This is a genomic window from Phycisphaeraceae bacterium (genome assembly GCA_019454185.1).
Classification (GTDB): Bacteria; Planctomycetota; Phycisphaerae; order Phycisphaerales; family UBA1924; genus JAHBWV01.
Genome location: CP075368.1, coordinates 445,675 through 462,293, shown reverse-complemented (window position 1 = coordinate 462,293; position 16,619 = coordinate 445,675). Strand labels below are relative to the sequence as shown.

The 16,619-nt window shown below is 64.2% G+C and carries 10 protein-coding genes; 6 read left to right on the top strand and 4 right to left on the bottom strand.

Annotated features, from left to right (window positions below; all coding sequences use genetic code 11):
- Window positions 1–5 precede the first annotated feature (5 nt).
- The 3 genes from KF838_01915 to KF838_01905 all read left to right on the top strand — a co-directional run bounded on the left by KF838_01915 (window position 6) and on the right by KF838_01905 (window position 5,031).
- Window positions 6–2,942 carry a glycosyltransferase gene (locus KF838_01915; protein ID QYK48620.1) on the top strand — a complete coding sequence of 979 codons (2,937 nt, stop codon included), beginning with the start codon at window positions 6–8 and terminating at the stop codon, window positions 2,940–2,942.
- A gap of 99 nt (window positions 2,943–3,041) precedes the next feature.
- Window positions 3,042–4,064, top strand: a complete 1,023-nt coding sequence (locus KF838_01910; protein QYK48619.1) for a methyltransferase domain-containing protein — start codon at window positions 3,042–3,044, stop codon at window positions 4,062–4,064.
- A gap of 28 nt (window positions 4,065–4,092) precedes the next feature.
- Window positions 4,093–5,031: a sulfotransferase domain-containing protein gene (locus tag KF838_01905; protein QYK48618.1), complete on the top strand. Its 939-nt coding sequence runs from the start codon at window positions 4,093–4,095 to the stop codon at window positions 5,029–5,031.
- On the opposite strand, the gene KF838_01900 is transcribed toward KF838_01905, so the two are convergent.
- Complete coding sequence (locus KF838_01900) at window positions 5,009–5,590, bottom strand: class I SAM-dependent methyltransferase (protein ID QYK48617.1); 582 nt, start codon at window positions 5,588–5,590, stop codon at window positions 5,009–5,011. The genes KF838_01905 and KF838_01900 overlap by 23 nt on opposite strands.
- A 98-nt stretch (window positions 5,591–5,688) precedes the next feature.
- Here KF838_01900 and KF838_01895 point away from each other — a divergent pair, with 98 nt between their 5' ends.
- Window positions 5,689–6,792 (top strand): class I SAM-dependent methyltransferase, encoded by a 1,104-nt coding sequence (locus tag KF838_01895; protein ID QYK48616.1) that lies wholly within the window; start codon window positions 5,689–5,691, stop codon window positions 6,790–6,792.
- Window positions 6,793–6,810: 18 nt separating this feature from the next.
- Here the strand turns inward: KF838_01895 and KF838_01890 are convergent, their stop codons facing one another.
- From KF838_01890 to KF838_01880, 3 genes are all read right to left on the bottom strand, one after another.
- Window positions 6,811–9,330 carry a hypothetical protein gene (locus tag KF838_01890; GenBank protein ID QYK48615.1) on the bottom strand — a complete coding sequence of 840 codons (2,520 nt, stop codon included), beginning with the start codon at window positions 9,328–9,330 and terminating at the stop codon, window positions 6,811–6,813.
- Between the two features lie 69 nt (window positions 9,331–9,399).
- Complete coding sequence (locus KF838_01885; protein ID QYK48614.1) at window positions 9,400–11,373, bottom strand: histidine phosphatase family protein; 1,974 nt, start codon at window positions 11,371–11,373, stop codon at window positions 9,400–9,402.
- Window positions 11,374–11,397: 24 nt separating this feature from the next.
- A complete protein-coding gene (locus KF838_01880; protein QYK48613.1) occupies window positions 11,398–12,459 on the bottom strand; it encodes a hypothetical protein in 1,062 nt (353 codons plus the stop codon).
- 91 nt (window positions 12,460–12,550) lie between these two features.
- On the opposite strand from KF838_01880, the gene KF838_01875 reads away from it, so the two are divergent.
- Complete coding sequence (locus KF838_01875; GenBank protein QYK48612.1) at window positions 12,551–14,965, top strand: PSD1 domain-containing protein; 2,415 nt, start codon at window positions 12,551–12,553, stop codon at window positions 14,963–14,965.
- Between the two features lie 6 nt (window positions 14,966–14,971).
- A complete protein-coding gene (locus KF838_01870; protein QYK48611.1) occupies window positions 14,972–16,480 on the top strand; it encodes a DUF1501 domain-containing protein in 1,509 nt (502 codons plus the stop codon).
- The last annotated feature ends 139 nt before the right edge of the window (window positions 16,481–16,619 follow it).

The window sequence follows — 16,619 nt, the reverse complement described above, 5'->3', positions numbered from 1 at the left end:
GGCACATGGCCTACCCCCCCATCGTGATCGTCCAGGATCCGACCACCAACGACCACTTTCCAGGTGTCGCCGATGCCCTGCGAGCACGCGGCCATGTCGCTGCATTCCTCACCCCAGCCAACACGGAACTTCTCCGCCTCCATACCCCCAGTGTCGTTGTCGTGAAAGAGACCCAGTCCCCACTCTCCCGATGGGCCCTGCGAGAAGCTCACCTCTCTGGCGCAACCTCCGTCCTGCTGATGGACGGTGTGCTTGAGTACCGCAACACCTTCCATAACCCCTTTGTAGAAAGCAACTTCCTTCACCCTGCCCTCGCCCAGATTGTCGCCTGCTCCGGCCCGATGGACGAGGCCCTGTTGAAGTCATGGGGGAACGATGCCGTCGCAACCGGCCTCCCCCGCATCCACGCCGCATTCCCCTCGCCCCTGCCCACCCCACCTGCGTCGGCCCACCCCACCATCCTCATCGCCACCGCCAACAAGCCGGCCTTCAACGCCGAAGAGCGTTCGCGGCTACTGGACGCGATGCTCCTCCTCCAGCAGGAACTGCACCGCCGACACCTCTGCCCCATTTGGCGTCTGACCGGTGGATTGGAGATCGACCTCGGCGTCCAGAACGACACCCGCTCTCTCCGCGACTGTCTCGCCGACGCAGCAGCCGTCCTCACGACCCCATCCACCCTCGCGATCGAGGCCATGACCGCCGGTCGCCCCACGATGCTGATCCACCCGCACCCCGGGCCCCTCTGGCAGCGCACCCCTTGGGTCTGGCGCAACGACACAGCAGCTGCCGCCGCCTCGGCGTCACCGTCTCCAGCCCCTCCAACGTCCGCCCCACCTTCATTCTCCAAGCCCGTGCCTCCCACACCCACGCCTGCGCCGCAACTCGACCCCACCAACGGCCTTGCTCCATTGCTCGACAGCGTCCTCGCTCCAACAGAAGAACTCCTCAGAGCTCAGGCCCGGGACCTCGCGCTCCAGCACGGCTCCGTCGCCACACCCGACACGTCCCCGGCTGATGTGCTTGCCGATCTGCTCGCAGACCTCAATAGCGGAAAGCGTGTCCCGCGCGTATCACCCCCTCATGTACCGGCCGTCACCTCCCTTCCGGCTCGCCTCCCTCGCCTTCCGGGCAAGAAGCGTGTCGTGAACTGTGTCGCGTGTGACGGCTCGCCCGTCGGCGGGGTCATGACCTGGGCCTTACGCCTCGCACGCTCCTTCGCTTCGTCCAACGATCTTGGCTACGACGTTCGCACGCTCGTCGTCGTCACGCATCCCGGCAACCTGAGCGGCGACTTCGACGTCAACCCGGATGGCCTCACCGAGGTCTGCGCCCTCGACCCCATGTCAGACCCGACCGAACGACTCGAAATGCTCGTCGAGTCTCTCCGCCGCATGGAGCCAGACATCATCCTGCCCAACTACGGCGACATCTGCCACATGGCCGCCAGCCGCCTCACACACGAGGGCGTCCGCACCATCGCCATCGCCCACTCCGACGAGCCCTACTACCGCGACCTCGCCTCAACGTACTCGCGTTGGTCCGCCGCCGTCGCCGTGAGCGCGGCGTGCGAATCCTGGCTCGCCCCACTTGCAAAGCAGCACGCCCGACCCATCCACCGCATCGTCTACGGCGTACCCGTCGCCGCAGAACTCCAGACTCAGTCCGCGCCCGGCCCGCTCAAACTCGCGTATATCGGGCGCATGGTCGAGATCCAGAAGCGCATCAGCGATTTCCTCCTCCTCATCGACGCTCTCGAAACCCGCGGCGTGACTTACGAACTCCACATGATCGGCGATGGTCATGACATGGCCGCGTGGACCGCGAAGCTCGCGCAGCGCACGCTCACGCACGGCCTCGTGCGTATTCACGGCCGCCGCGATCCCGCGTGGGTCGAGCGCTTTCTGCCCACCATGGACATCAGTGTCCTCCTCAGCGAGTTCGAGGGCACAAGCGTCACCATGCTCGAAGCCATGGGCGCCAGCGTTGTCCCCGCGGTCACGCGCGTCCGCAGCGGCGTTGACGAGTGGCTCACCGACGGTGAGTCCGGAGTCGTCGTTCCCATCGGCGCGGTCGATGAGATGGCCGATCGGCTCGCGGCTCTCTGGCACGACCGGAACGCCGGGGGCTCACTCCTTTCCGATATGGGCCGTCGCGCGTGGGAACGCGTTCGCGACACTCTCTCCCTCGACAACGTTGCATCCAAGTACTGCGCCGTCTTTGACGCAGCGCTCGCAGAGCCCCTCGATCGAACACCATCCGACGCTGCACTCCGCATCATGGAACCGTGGCAATGGCTGAAGCCCTGGAACGATGACCCCGCCGCCGCCGACGCGTACGCCCTGCAGGCACTCCGCGATGCCGGATACAAGCGCATCGCGCGGGGCCGCCCCGCGTCAGTCGACGGGCTCGCGTGCGATGCTGTTCTCGTCCGCGCCTTCGATCCCTCCCCTACGCCCGAGGAAGTGGCTACCTGGCGCGCCTCAGGTCTCGGTGTCGCCCTCTCGCCCATGCTCGTACCCACGCCTCATGAATCCCATCTGCACCGCGCCGTCCTGGACGCCATCCACCGTGGCCGCCGCCGCATCGCCATCTACGGCACTGGCCGCCACACCCGCGATCGCCACGCCCTCTTCATTGAGGGCCGCTGGCCCGTCTGGCCCTTCGTTGGCTTCATCGACGACAAGCCGCCTGCTCACGCTCGCCTCTTCGGGTTGCCCATCGTCTCACCCGCCGCCGCCCTCGAAGAACTCGAACCCGATGCCATCGTCCTCTCCAGCGATGTCTTCGAGGAGCAGCTCTGGAAGAACGCCGCTCCCTTCCGCGAAGCGGGCATCGAGGTCATCCGCGTTTACACCGCTGCACCCGTCGACAATCAACCGACGCAACTCCCCCACCCTTCCCGCGTCGCGGAGATCGCCGCACCACTCCCGATAATCTGATCCTTCCGATCATCCCGGGCTCAATAACCCCCTCCGGACAGGCCGATAAGTGCCATCAGGTCCGCGAGCCATGCTTGCGCCGCCATCCGGAGGACACCCATGAGCCAGAAGCCGCAACTCCCCATCGACCACGGCCAGTTCGAAGAACTCGTCCAGCGCATGGTCACCATGGGCAGCACCCCGATTGCCCTCTACGGCGCGGGCGACTTGGTTCAGCACCTCTGCCCCCTCATGCACGCCCCCCAAGGCGTCCTCGCCGGCATCATCGACGACGACGCAAAAAAGATCGGCAAGACCTGGGCCAGGCTCCCCGTCCTCGAACTCGGCGATGCCCTCGCCAAAGGTGTCAAGGGCGTCATCATCACCGCCGCAGGCCCTGGCTTCGAGAAAATCTGGGCCAATCGCGGCCGCCTCCGCGAAGCCGGCGTCTATCTCCTCGCCTATCCCAAACCCTTCGTCGACAAGGGGTGGGACGGCACGCTCATCGAGCAATACGAATACTCCATCGCCACCTCACGCGGCCTCAACCCTGTCTACGACCGCGAGTATCCGCCCGCCAATCCCGTCGCATGGCCTTCGCTCCTCGAACCACTCATGCAGCATGTGAAGCCCGGCATGACCGTCTGCGAGATCGGCAGCGGCACAGGCCTCTGGACCCAGCACGTCATCGAGAAGGCTGGCAAGTACCACGCCGTGGACTACGCCGCACGCCTCTTGTACGAGGCGATCGAACACCGCTTCAGCAAGCACCTCGGCAAGCTCTCGCTCCACCACGACGAAAAGGCCAAGCTCGGCGGCATCCCCGACGCGTCCGTAGACCTTGTGTATTCCATGGACGTTTTCGTCCACTTCAAGGCCGACCTCGTCCACCAGTTTCTTGAATCCATCACCCGCGTCCTGAAGCCCGGCGGCAAGGCCCTCATCCATTTCGTGACGTGGAACGACCGCGCCATGCAGATCTGGCGCGAGCAGCACCGCCCTGACATGGACGGCAAGTACGGCATCATGTTCTACAACTCCATGGACCAGCTCCGCGTCAGCGCCAAGTCGCTCGGTCTCAGAATCGAGCAGGTTGGCCCCGAGATCGGTTGGGCTTTTCTTGCTCGCTTCGAGAAGCCCTGAGAAAAGCCAGCACCGGAAGCCCCGAGCCATGACGCCGCATCCTCACCCATCTCACACGCCGCGCTCACGCGGCATCGACTACATCGTCCTCGCCTCCGCCAAGTCCGGCACCACCTGGATGCAGCGCCTGCTCTCCGCTCACCCCCAAGTACACTGCTCCGAATCACGCCTCTTCGGCCGCTACTTCGACAAGGACAATCCCAGCGGCCCGAATCTCACGGTCGAGTCCTACATCGAGAACCTCGCCCGCCACTACCACCCGCCCGTCCCCACCCCCGACGCACCCGCCTTCTACCAGTCGCTCCTTCATAACGTCATCGACGCCGTCGCACAGACCGCTCGCGATGCATCGGGCAAGCCCCTCTACGGCGAGAAGTTCACGCCCTACCTTGGGACCGGCCAGCACGCAATTGAGCAACTCCATCGGTACAACCCCGCGCTCAAACTGATCAACCTGGTTCGCGACGGGCGAGACGTGGTTGTCTCGGGTGCGGCTCATTGGTCGAATCTGCAACTGCGAACCGCCACTCACGAGAGTGCGCCCGAGATTCGTGACGCTCTCAGCAACCGGCGTGTTCTCGCTCAACCCTTCGAGTTCTTCACCGAGCTCTGGATCGACTCCGCAACAGCCGGCCAGCGAGCAAACTCGCTCTTCGACAGCGTGCTGACCATCCAGTACGAACAGATGCTCGCATCTCCGATCCAGACCACAGTAAGAGTGCTTCGCTTCATCGGGGCTGACCCCGCTCACGCCGAACGATGCGTCGAATCCGCATCATTTCGTGCGCTCTCGGGCGGCCGGAACTCCGGCCAGGAAGATCCGACCAGCTTCTTCCGCAGGGGTGTCGCGGGTGATTGGCAGACATGGCTCTCCGATGAGCAGATAGCCGCATTCGACGCACGAGCCGGCTCGCTGCTCGAATCGCTCGGCTACGAGCGATCCATCACGGCTTCCGCCACCACATGACGACATCAGAATGCGCCCGCCGGACAAGGTACTCATCCGGTGTGAATCGCTCCGCCCACCACTCGGGCCCGCGAACGGTGCGGTGCAGGTTCTCGCCGTGTTGATCCACCATCCCCGCAGGGCGGCATGACGCCGTGCAGAACAGCAAGCCGCCGGCCCTCAGCACGCGCCGGAGTTCATCACGCATTCCCACAACATCAGACTCATCGATGTGCTCCAGCACGTCGAAGCAGGTCACCAGACCGAACTGTCCGTCAGCAAAGGGAATCCTCTCGCCTTCCATCAGACGCACGCGATCCCCTGATGTCCGAGCCGCGGCCCGCTCGACGGCCACGCGGCTGATGTCCGTTCCATAGGACTCAAGCCCGAACAGGTTCCCCGACAACAACTGAACGACAAAGCCGACGCCACACCCAACGTCCAACGCTGGACTTCCGGCCGCACGAATGCGATCGCTCCACATCAGGCAGGCGGCGTATCCGGGAGAGTTCTCGGCGGCGTTGTACCGGGGCTCCGACGAGATGACGTGGTCATAGATGTCCTGATAGTCGGTCGGCAATGCGGGACCTCCATGGCTGGCGTCCCTTCCTATCGGCCGAACCATTGGGATTCGCATAATGGCGGGTTGCCGCCGCCCGGCAAGCCGATGAAAAGGACATGCCGCTGACTACTCCCCATACGGATTCGCGCCCGCAAGCCAGTGAGATCCAGACGCTTCGCAGAGTGCTCGTCGAGAGGGCCGCCGCCCTCTGCGATGCCCGCAACTACCGGCGCATCGCTCTGTACGGCGCGGGCCGCCACACCCTCCCCATCATCCGCCAACCCTGGCAATGGCACGATGTTCAGGTTGTCGCGATCCTCGACGACACACCCCGCGTTCCATCGCTCCGTGGCGTACCCGTCCTGCGCCCCCACGACCTCACCCTTACCCCGCCGGGCTCCATCCACGCCGTCGTGATCAGTTCTGAAACCTACGAATCCGAGATCTACGAGCGCGCCATCCGTAACCCCGCCCTCCGCGGCATCCCCATCCTCCGCATCTACAGCGAGCCCGCCCCCGCGCGCCCATCCCCCGCCGACATCTACGCCCGCCTCATCACCCGCTGGGGACTCACCGAATCCGACGCCCGCTGGCTCGCCGAGAATCGTGACGAACGCCACGACGCCACACTCCCGATGCTCCCGCCGGAGCGCACAGAACTCCACCTCCGCCGCTACGAGTTTGCCGCACGCTACGTCGCGGGTCGCCACGTCGTAGACGCCGCGTGCGGCACCGGGTACGGTTCCTCGCTGCTCACGATTCAGGGTGCCGCAGCCAGCGTCACCGGGATTGACATCGACCCTCGCGCAACCGACTACGCCACGCGCCGCTTCGGCTCACCCAACACCAGGTTCATCTGCGCCAGCGCCACAGCAACGGGCCTTCCAGCCAACTCATACGACGTCGGCGTCAGCTTCGAGACCATCGAGCACATCCAAGACGCTCCCGGACTCTTGAACGAGTTCGCCCGCATCCTGAAGCCCGGCGCAACACTCGTGCTCAGCACACCCAACAACGCGGGGCTCACCAAGCACCACGTCCACACCTTCACCCAGCAGTCACTGGGTGAACTCCTCTCCACTCGCTTCACCGACATCCAGTGGCACGGCCAGTGGGCACGAATGGCCCCGCCTGCCTCAGAGCCCGCTGCGGGTATTCGCCCGGTCGAACCCGACGAATCACCCGAATACCTCATCGCCGTCGCCACGCCGAAGAAGTGAGTGCAAGACACCACCGACTCAGGGTTCACGCGCACACACACCGAGAGATCCGCTCACCAGATTCACGATTCTCTCAATCGCCACGCGATACGTGAACTGCTTCCGCACACGCCCCGCGATCCCAGCCGACGCGCTCTCGCGCCAACGCGGCCGCGTGATCGACCGTTCGAGAGCCCCCTCCAACTCCATCTCGTTCCTGTACATCGTCTCGCTTGGATCACCAAGCATCCACGCGACATCCGGCTCCAATGGCATCTGCTCCCACGCCAGCCGCGCCGCCCCCAGCAACGCCTCCGTCGTCGGGATATTCGGCCTGCTGCCCCGCTCATCACCCATCCGCTGCCACAGCCCCGCCATCCGCATCGCCTCAGGATGATCCGCCACAGCGTACAGATGCATCCGTGGCTCGCCCACGCGGCACGCGTGTGCCACGCCCCCGTCCGCCAGACGCATCGCCGTGAACCCGTGCAGCATCGCAAAGTCGTCCCACTTCGCGCGGCACAATGGCATACCGCCTGACAACGCGCACTCCATCACCCGCTGATGGAACGGCCAGTGAACCGAAACGTGCAGGTGCGCGCCCGCCGACTGATACGACGCCCGTAACTCATCTCCGTGCTCGATCGGGCGTCCCGCGTACCTCGCGAACGCCCCGTGCCCATCCCACCCTCGCCCGTGTATCTTCAGTTGCCAACCCCTGCGCTCACAGATCGCCGCGGCCCACCGCAGGGTCTCATGGCGGAGCAATCGGTCCGCAAGCGGCAGCGTGTACTGATTGCATATCCGTGTCAGCACGCGCGGATCCGCGTCCCTTCCGATCACATGGCGAGCAGCATCTTCTGTAATCTTCCGCAGCGTCGCTTGCAGTGGAATCTCAGCCGCCCTCGCCGCCGCCTCGCGCACCCGTGGCTGCAACGCCTCAAGCGTCGCCGCCACCGCAATATCCCCTGCCATCGCCGATACCCGCTCGTGCAACCGCTCCGGCGTCTCGCTGTGGTGGCTCACATACGCCACGTCACAAGCAAACGCCTCTCTCGCCGAAGTGTCAGCCGGCTCAGTGCGGAACTTCCTCTCCGATGCCACCACCGGAAGCATCAGACTCCGCTCTCGCGGATACCCGAACTTGGCAAACAGGTCGTGGTTCGTGTGCCCGACAAGAAAGTCCATCTCGCCCTGTGCCCCGCCCACCTGATCGTCGTAGATCTCCGCCATCGCGTCCTGGACCCAGCACACCATCGGGATCCCAGCGGGGATCATCCCCTTGAGGTTCGCACGCGTGCGGTTGATGACCAGCACCATGTCGGGCGCATACTCGCGGATCTTCCGCAGATAGCCAACTGTCGAGAGCAGCGATGACTCATCCGGCTCGATCAGAATCTCCGCCTCGTGTCCCGCATCCCTCATCGCCTCAGCAATGTCGAGGGCAGAATGCTTGACAAAGGTCGTGTACCTGCACGTCGCCACGAGAAGCCGGAGAGGTGTGCCAGTTCCTCCAAGCGCCGACGCATAACGCTCTCGCCACACAGCCGGCGTCCGCGCCGAGGCATCACGGTCAAACTCGCCGACGAGCCGCGTCTCCTCCGCTTTCTGCGCGACAACGGCATCTCGGACCACACTCTCAACAACCGGCGATCCTCCCGCGCCGCACCCGCGGCACACGATCACCGGCCCCTGAATCTGCGTCGCGTTCCGTGCCTCCAGATCCGCTCGGAACCGCACCACCGCATCCTCACCAACGAACAGATGCACGCGTGCTTGGCCCAGAACCTCTCGCACATCACACACCGAAAGCCCGTGCAACAGCGCGCCAAGGTCCGGCTCAATCACGTTGATCCGCGCCCAATACCCCGAGTCCAGACACGCAAGCCCATCAGCCACATGCCGCAGAACCCACGGATTGAACCCCTCGATCGTGACGGGCCGAGGCCACGCGGAAACCACGGGGTCTCCCTCTGACCTTGTGCTCTGGGATCGCGCCGGAGGCACCTCATTGACAAATCGCACCCACCCGCCGCTCCCCGCCGCCCGTTCCGCGGGATCGCACCATCGCACCAGCACCGCGCCGCTTAGCGTGCGAAAGCACTCACGTCCGGTGGTCGTCCCACGCCACAACCGGACGAGTTCGACCGGAGCGTGAGAGAGGTCCAATCCTCGCAACTCGCAGGCGGAGAGGTTCGCCCGCAGCATCGCTTCACGCTCATCCACGCCGACACGATCATCCGCCAGCCGCTCAATCGCCGTCCGTACCGACATCACCACCGGGTCGCTGGCGACTTCGGATGGCAGTTGTGCGATCTGCTCGGACGCCGCGGTCCGAAGCCCGAGTTTCGCGTAGTTCGCCGCCAGGAGAAAACGAACTCCGGCATCCGATGGGTGCGCCGCCAGCGCTCGGTGCGCCAGTCCGACAAACTCCCACGGCCGATCGGATTGTCCGATCGCGACGATTTGAGCGCGCGTCACCGAGCCGCTCTGGACGCTCGCGCCAGCACCAGAGTTCTGGCTCTTCGGTACATCGACAACAGGAGTCGTTTCGGGCATCCGTTTGGTATCGTCGGTCCGCCCCATCACCCTGCACATTCAAAGCCCACACGCCGCCAGCACGCCCTCTCAGGCCCCGAAACGGCGCCGATCGACCAATCTCGCCCCATCCGGCCGGAGTTCCACGACAAACAGATCACCGTACTGGCTGTCGTCGATCACGATGGCATCGTTCACGCCCAGAGCCCGCACGATCTCAGGGATCGTGTTGCTATGCCCGGCAATCAAGACCGCGCGCCCTCGCGTGCCGCGACGCACCGCCGCCGCAACTTCGGAGGCGTGCGCCGCGATGTCGCGGCCTGCTTCGATGACCGTCTGTCGCACGCCCGCCCGATCCGCAAGCGGCTTTGCCGTGAGCTGCGTCCGAGTAAACTGCGTGACATACACCGCATCGATCGGCTCTCCGAGCAATGCCACTGCCAATGCCCCCGCCCGCGCAAGTCCCGCCTCCGTCAATCCGGGGTCCGCACCCTCCGACTCCTTCTCGGCGTGACGCACGAGATACACCATGATGCCTCTATCCGGTACGCCAAGCGTCACCTCAAACGCCTCTGACACCGAAGACACCCCCGCAGCTGTCACGCGTGAGTCCGCGGCATACACCCTGCGGAGTGTTGCCGAAACCGACAGCGCACGCAGACCTGAGTCCCCAAATTGCGTGCCTGTCACAACCAAGGTCTCGAGCATTGGCAATGAAGCGAGCAACCCGGCCACTGAGTCGTCTATCCCCGTTCGGTTGAGAGTGAGCGAACGCAGCGATTCGGCGCCAGCGATCGCGGCAAGATCTCCGCTTGTCAGAGCCGAACCCGAAAGATCCAAACGCTGAATACGAGGGAGGATCGGACTGAGCATCGCGAGCGCGTCGCCATCGCACGCTGGCGACATCAACGACAGATTCGCGTCGAGAAGATCCGACTCAGCCGAGACGGGTTCGATCCTTGCTCCGCGAGACCGCAGAGATCGCAACACCGTGATCTGCTCTGCTGACCACGCCTGTGCGCCCGGATCATCTAGGGATAGAGGGCTGTCCACGAAGGGCTCCGAACCCCCTCCACGTTCGCTCGAGCCCAGTGTTGGAAGTACATCATCGACCCGCGCCCCTTCGTTGTTCCTTTCCCGAGCGAGAGAGACGATCCACGCCTCGATCAACGCAATCTCACGCGCAGCCAGTCGCTCACCCTTCGGGGGCATCGCGCCGTCCTCGCTCTGGCTCATCTTCACCCTGGCGATCAGGTCGCTCCGCTCTGGCTCGGCGATGCTCAGCACCCACGGCTCCGCGTCCATTGCCCTCTCAAGTGAATCAAGTCGAAGCGAAGCGCGAGCACGCGAAGGACCGTGACATTCAACACATCGCGCCTCAAAGATCGGAAGCACGTCTCGGTCGAACGACACCGGGCCCGCAATCCCTGCCCCGACCGCACTCCCTTCCCGTGGCGCACGCGGATCCTCATCTCTGATTGGCTCGCTCCTCAGGGGCTCAGCACCCATCTTCAGCGGCGCGAGCAAGTACCCCTCTCCGTACACCATGCTCCCGCCGAGATGCCCTGTAAATCCGATCGCTCCAGCAGCCGCCAAGAGGAGGACCCGAAACACCACGAGCGCACGCCTCGATTTGGAAGCACCCAGTCCAACCACAAACGCGAGCAGCGCACCCGCTCCGCCCCCGATACCCACCCATCGATGCAACTCCAGCGTCTCTGCGTTGCTGGCATGGTTCTCAAAATCACCATTGAGCCATCCGCTCGCTATAGCCGCAGCAGCCGTGAGCACGCCAATCCCCAGCATGTTGATCGATGTTCGCGCCGGTGTCGGCCGCCTCAGGATCGCTCGCCCCGTCTCGATTCCAGCAGCTACCAGCACCATCGCAATCGGGAAGTGAACCAGCATCGGATGCATACGACCGCCGATCCGAAGCAGCGTATCAATCGTGCGAGGACCGGCACCCGCTCCCGTTGCGGCACTCTGTGCCGCGGCGATCCCAGCGATGATCAGCGTCGTCACGCCCACCATCCCGAGCAAACGAGCATCCATCCGTGCCTTCATTCCGTGCTCCCTCGTCGAGATCCTTTATCCCACACGTCGTAGCAACGTCACACGCCCGTTCGGGACCCATTCCGCAACCAGGATGTCCCCGTTCTGCAGGAAAATCGCTGTGTGCGGATGGATGAACTTCCCATCGACAAACTGCTCGCGTGGCTTCCCACGCAACCCCGACGGGTGCCCATCGCCCAGGTGCACCACCGGCTTCCCATCTATCCCAACGAGCGTCACCACGCTCTCAAGATCCGGCACCAGCAGCAACTCGCCCCGCGTCTTGAAGTGACACGGCATACGGATCCCATCTGTCACAAACTCAAGGTGCTCACCATCCAGCGTGAACCGCTGAATCCTGCGATTCGAGCGATCCGCCACCAGCAGCGTCGGTCCCTGCCCACGCGTCACAATCCGATCGTCCACCCACAGCCCATGCGGGCACAGCACCTGCCCGGGCTCCTTTCCGGGCCCGATCGGCGTCGAGATGTACTTTCCATCTGCTGAGTACCTGTGCACATACGACGCGCCGTACCCGTCGCCGACCAACAAGTCTCCGCCGGGGAGGAACGCCACGTTCGTCGGGCACCACTTCTCCCGCGACTCATACTTCCCCGACTCCATCGGGCAATCCGCCTGCCATACCACCTCCCCCATCAGGTCCGTCTTCACGACCAGCCGCCGCGCTGTGTCGCAGTGATACAAGTACTCAGCTCCACCCTCCTCACGCACATCCAGCCCGTGCGCACCGCCCCTGAACTCATCCCCCCACGCATCCAGGAACTCGCCCTCAGGCGAGAACACCGCTACTGCCTGCGCCCGCTGGCTCTCCGCATTCACCGTGTGCGCTACATAGATCCTCCCAGCAGCATCCTGCGCAAGACCATGCGTGTCGCCCCACAGCAACTCCTTGGGCGGCATCAGCCAATCGTGCACACACTCGTAGGAGTGTGCCCCGTCGCCGAGCGGATTCCCAAGAACCGGGTGTCGCAATCCTGCCTTGTCCGACGCCCGAACCGAAGGAGCGAACAGGGCTGAACCTGCCCCCGCCGCCGCCAATCCGACCGTCGCCCGAATGAACTCGCGTCGTTTGATCATCCTTTCAGAATACCAGTGAACGCCAAAGGCCGCATGGCGCCGGCTCACACCGGGATTGGTTGAAAAGCACCCATTCGTTACACTACTTGGCATGCTCGACACCGTCCGCACCCTCGCCCGAGCCATACGACGACTCGCTCTCCCTGTCGTCGCTCTCCTGATCACATGCCCCATCACTCACGGCGCACACTCGGAAGAGCCGGCTCTTCAAGTCCCATCAAGCCCGCTTCTCTTCAGTCGCGATGTCCGTCCCATCCTCTCGAACAACTGCTTCAAGTGCCACGGACCAGACGAACAGACTCGCCAGGCGGGGCTCCGGCTCGACACACGCGATGGCGCGCTCGAAGCCATACGAGCAGGGAACCCCGACGCGAGTCTCCTTATCCGACGGATCGAGACATCCGACGAATCTGAGCGAATGCCGCCGCCCGAAGTCTCCACACACGGGCTCTCCGATCCGCAGATCGCAGTCCTCCGCAGGTGGATCTCTGAGGGCGTCACATGGAGCGAGCACTGGTCCTTTGTGCCGCCAGTCCGATCAGATCCGCCTCCCCCGTCGAACCCCGCGTGGCCGCGCCGTCCGCTCGACAACTGGGTCCTCGCCTCGCTCACGGACGCAGGACTCGAACCCTCCCCCGAGGCAGATCGCCGCACGCTGATCCGTCGCGTCTCACTCGACCTCATCGGGCTCCCACCCACGCCCGAAGAGACGGACGCTTTCGTCAACGACGCGTCGCCGGACGCCTACGAACGCGTTGTTGACCGACTCCTCGCCTCCCCTCGCTTTGGCGAGAAATGGGCCCGCTGGTGGCTCGATCTCGCACGCTACGCCGACACCAAGGGCTACGAGAAAGACGACCGCCGCACCATGTGGCCCTATCGGGACTGGGTCATCCGCGCTCTGAACGACGGCATCCCCTTCGACCGCTTCTCCCTCCTCCAACTCGCCGGAGATCTCCAAGCCGAACCGACAACCGACGATCTCGTTGCAACAGCGTTCCATCGCAACACCATGACAAACGACGAGGGTGGCACCGACGACGAAGAGTACCGCACCGCAGCCGTCATTGACCGTGTCAACACCACGATGGAGATCTGGCAGGGGCTCACCATGGGCTGCGCCCAGTGCCATACCCATAAGTACGACCCGATCACACACACCGACTACTTTGCCTTCGCCGCCATCTTCAACAACACCGAAGATGCGGACCGGTATCCCGTCGAGTCGCCCGTCCTGCCCCTCCCCAGCGATGAGCAACGCAGCAAGATCGACGCGCTCAACGCGGAGATCGCACGCCTCCAAGCCGCGGCCGAAACCGAGCCGGCACTCGCAAAGGACCTTGAGCCACAGCTCGCGGAGCAGCGAAAGCAGCTCGGCGACCTCCAGAATGCCGTGATCAAGATCCCCATCATGCGAGAACTCCAGGGAGATCAGCGCCGCACGACACACCGCCTTTCCGGTGGAAGCCATCTCGCGCCGCAGGAAGCTGTCCAACCCGGCATTCCGGCGATGCTCGCGGGTGTGAGCGAGTCGAATCCAACAAACCGCCACGAACTCGCCGCGTGGCTCTTCGACCCGGACAATCCGCTTACCGCTCGCGTCATTGTCAACCGCGTCTGGGAGCAGCTCTGGGGCGAGGGGCTCGTCACGACACTGGAAGACTTCGGCACACAGGGCGCGTGGCCCACTCACTCCGAACTCCTCGACTCACTCGCGATCGCCTTCCGCGACGGCACCTACTCCGACGCCACCTCACCGCATCCGTGGGACTTCAAACGCCTCCTCCGAGAGCTTGTCACGTCGTCTACATACCGACAATCCTCTGCCTCATCACAAGGTTCATACGCAGACGATCCCGCGAACCTGCGGCTCGCCCGCGGGCCTCGCCTGCGACTCGACGCGGAAACCATCCGCGATCAGGTGCTCGCCGCCTCTGGACTGCTCTCCTCGAAGATGTATGGCCCCTCAGTCTTTCCTTATCAACCCGATGGGCTCTGGATCATGATCTACAGCGGCGATCGATGGAACCAGAGCACCGGCGAAGATGCCCACAGACGCAGTCTCTACACCTTCATCCGACGCACCGTCCCGCACCCGGCCATGACCACGTTCGACGCCCCGAGCCGTGAGGTCTGCATCTCAAGACGCATCCGCACCAACACGCCGCTCCAGGCCATGGTGACCCTCAACGACCCACAGTTTGTGGAAGCGTCGCAGGGCCTCGCTCGCCTCGCCATCCGCGCCCACGTGGACGATGCCTCACGCGCCGCCTTCATCATGCAGCGAGTCCTCTGTCGCCCACCCACAGCCGATGAACTCGCAGCCATGCTCCATTCTCTCGCCTTCCTCCGCACTCGCTACGCCGACAGCCCCGATGACGCACTCGCCGCCGCGACCGAACCGCTTGGCCCGCTCGACCCGGCTATTCCACCATCCGAAGCCGCCTCGTGGAGCGTTCTCGCGTCCGTCATCCTCAACCTCGACGAAGCCCTCACCAAAGAGTGACACCGCGTGCCATCCAACCCCTCAAACCCGCCCCGAGACCCTCACCTTACTCCGTCCCGACTCTCCGAAGCACGCGACGTCACACGCCGCCATTTCTTCGGCGAACTCAAGAACGGCGTCGGCCTCATCGCGCTCGCATCGCTCCTCGGCAACACATCTCGCGCGAACGCCTCGACCGTCTCGCCAGAGCCGTTGCCGGCAGACCTCTTCACCTCACGCATCCCCCACTTCGCGCCGAAGGCAAAGCGCGTCATCTACATGCACATGTCCGGCTCCCCGCCCCAGCAGGATCTCTTCGACTACAAGCCGCGCCTCAACGAACTCGACGGCCAGCTCTGCCCCGATTCGCTTCTCGAGAAAGAACGCTTCGCCTTCATCAAGGGCCATCCGAAGATCCTCGGATCGCCCTATCGCTTCGCAAGAGTCGGCCAGTCCGGCATGTGGTGCTCCCAACTCCTCCCCAGTTTCGCATCCATCGCCGACGAAGTCACGCTGATCCGATCGATGCACACCGATCAGTTCAACCATGCACCAGCGGAACTCTTTCTCTACACCGGCTCACCACGCCTCGGCAGGCCATCCATCGGCTCATGGGCCGTCTACGGACTCGGCTCTGAGAATCAGAATCTCCCCGGCTTCGTCGTCCTCCTCTCGGGCGGCTCAAATCCCTCCTCAGGCAAGTCTGTCTGGGGGAGCGGTTTCCTCCCGTCCGTCTATCAGGGATGCCAGTGCCGCTCCGAAGGCGAGCCGATCCTCTACGTCAACAACCCGAAGGGCGTTGACCGCCCCACCCGCCGCGAGGCACTCGACCTTCTCGGCCACCTGAATCGAACACGCCACGCATCGCACAACGACCCAGAGACACTCAGCCGCGTCGAGCAGTACGAACTCGCCTTCCGCATGCAGGTCTCCGTCCCCGAAGTGATGGACATCTCAGCAGAACCAAGCCACATCCTCAGCATGTACGGAGCCGATCCCGCGGCTCCCAGCTTCGCTCGAAACTGCGTCCTCGCCCGACGCATGCTCGAACGGGGCGTCCGCTACGTCCAACTCTTCGACCACGGCTGGGATGTCCACGGCACACACCCCGGCGACGACATCATCACCCAACTGCCGATCAAGTGCCGACAGACCGATCAGGCAGCCGCCGCCCTCGTGCTCGACCTCAAGCAACGCGGCATGCTCGAGGACACGCTGGTCGTATGGTCCGGCGAGTTCGGCCGCACCGCCATGAACGAAGAACGCGCCGGCTCAAAGTTCCTGGGACGCGACCACCACCCCCACTGCTTCACCATCTGGATGGCCGGTGCCGGACTCAAACGCGGTTATGTCCACGGTGAGACCGATGAACTCGGCTACCGCATCACTCGCGACCCCGTCCACATCCACGACCTTCAGGCCACCATGCTGCACGCGCTCGGCCTCAACCACGAGAAGCTCACGTACCGATTCCAGGGACGCGACTTCCGCCTGACCGACGTCCACGGCCGCGTCATCCACGAGCTCTTCGCGTGATCCAATCCACGCCCCGCGCCCAACGCCCACGCCCCACCCAAGCGCCTCCGCGCCGCGGCACACAACCGCCACTTTCCTGCTGAGGAAACGCCAATTTCCGACCCACTTCGCTTCCGTGCATTGACCATCCGCCCATGGG

Excerpts from the sequence above, each read along its gene's own strand:
- KF838_01915 (QYK48620.1), top strand. The coding sequence starts at position 6 with ATGGCCTACCCCCCCATCGTGATCGTCCAGGATCCGACCACCAACGAC.
- KF838_01910 (QYK48619.1), top strand. The coding sequence starts at position 3,042 with ATGAGCCAGAAGCCGCAACTCCCCATCGACCACGGCCAGTTCGAAGAA.
- KF838_01905 (QYK48618.1), top strand. The coding sequence starts at position 4,093 with ATGACGCCGCATCCTCACCCATCTCACACGCCGCGCTCACGCGGCATC.
- KF838_01895 (QYK48616.1), top strand. The coding sequence starts at position 5,689 with ATGCCGCTGACTACTCCCCATACGGATTCGCGCCCGCAAGCCAGTGAG.
- KF838_01890 (QYK48615.1), bottom strand. The coding sequence starts at position 9,330 with ATGCCCGAAACGACTCCTGTTGTCGATGTACCGAAGAGCCAGAACTCT.
- KF838_01885 (QYK48614.1), bottom strand. The coding sequence starts at position 11,373 with ATGAAGGCACGGATGGATGCTCGTTTGCTCGGGATGGTGGGCGTGACG.
- KF838_01880 (QYK48613.1), bottom strand. The coding sequence starts at position 12,459 with ATGATCAAACGACGCGAGTTCATTCGGGCGACGGTCGGATTGGCGGCG.
- KF838_01875 (QYK48612.1), top strand. The coding sequence starts at position 12,551 with ATGCTCGACACCGTCCGCACCCTCGCCCGAGCCATACGACGACTCGCT.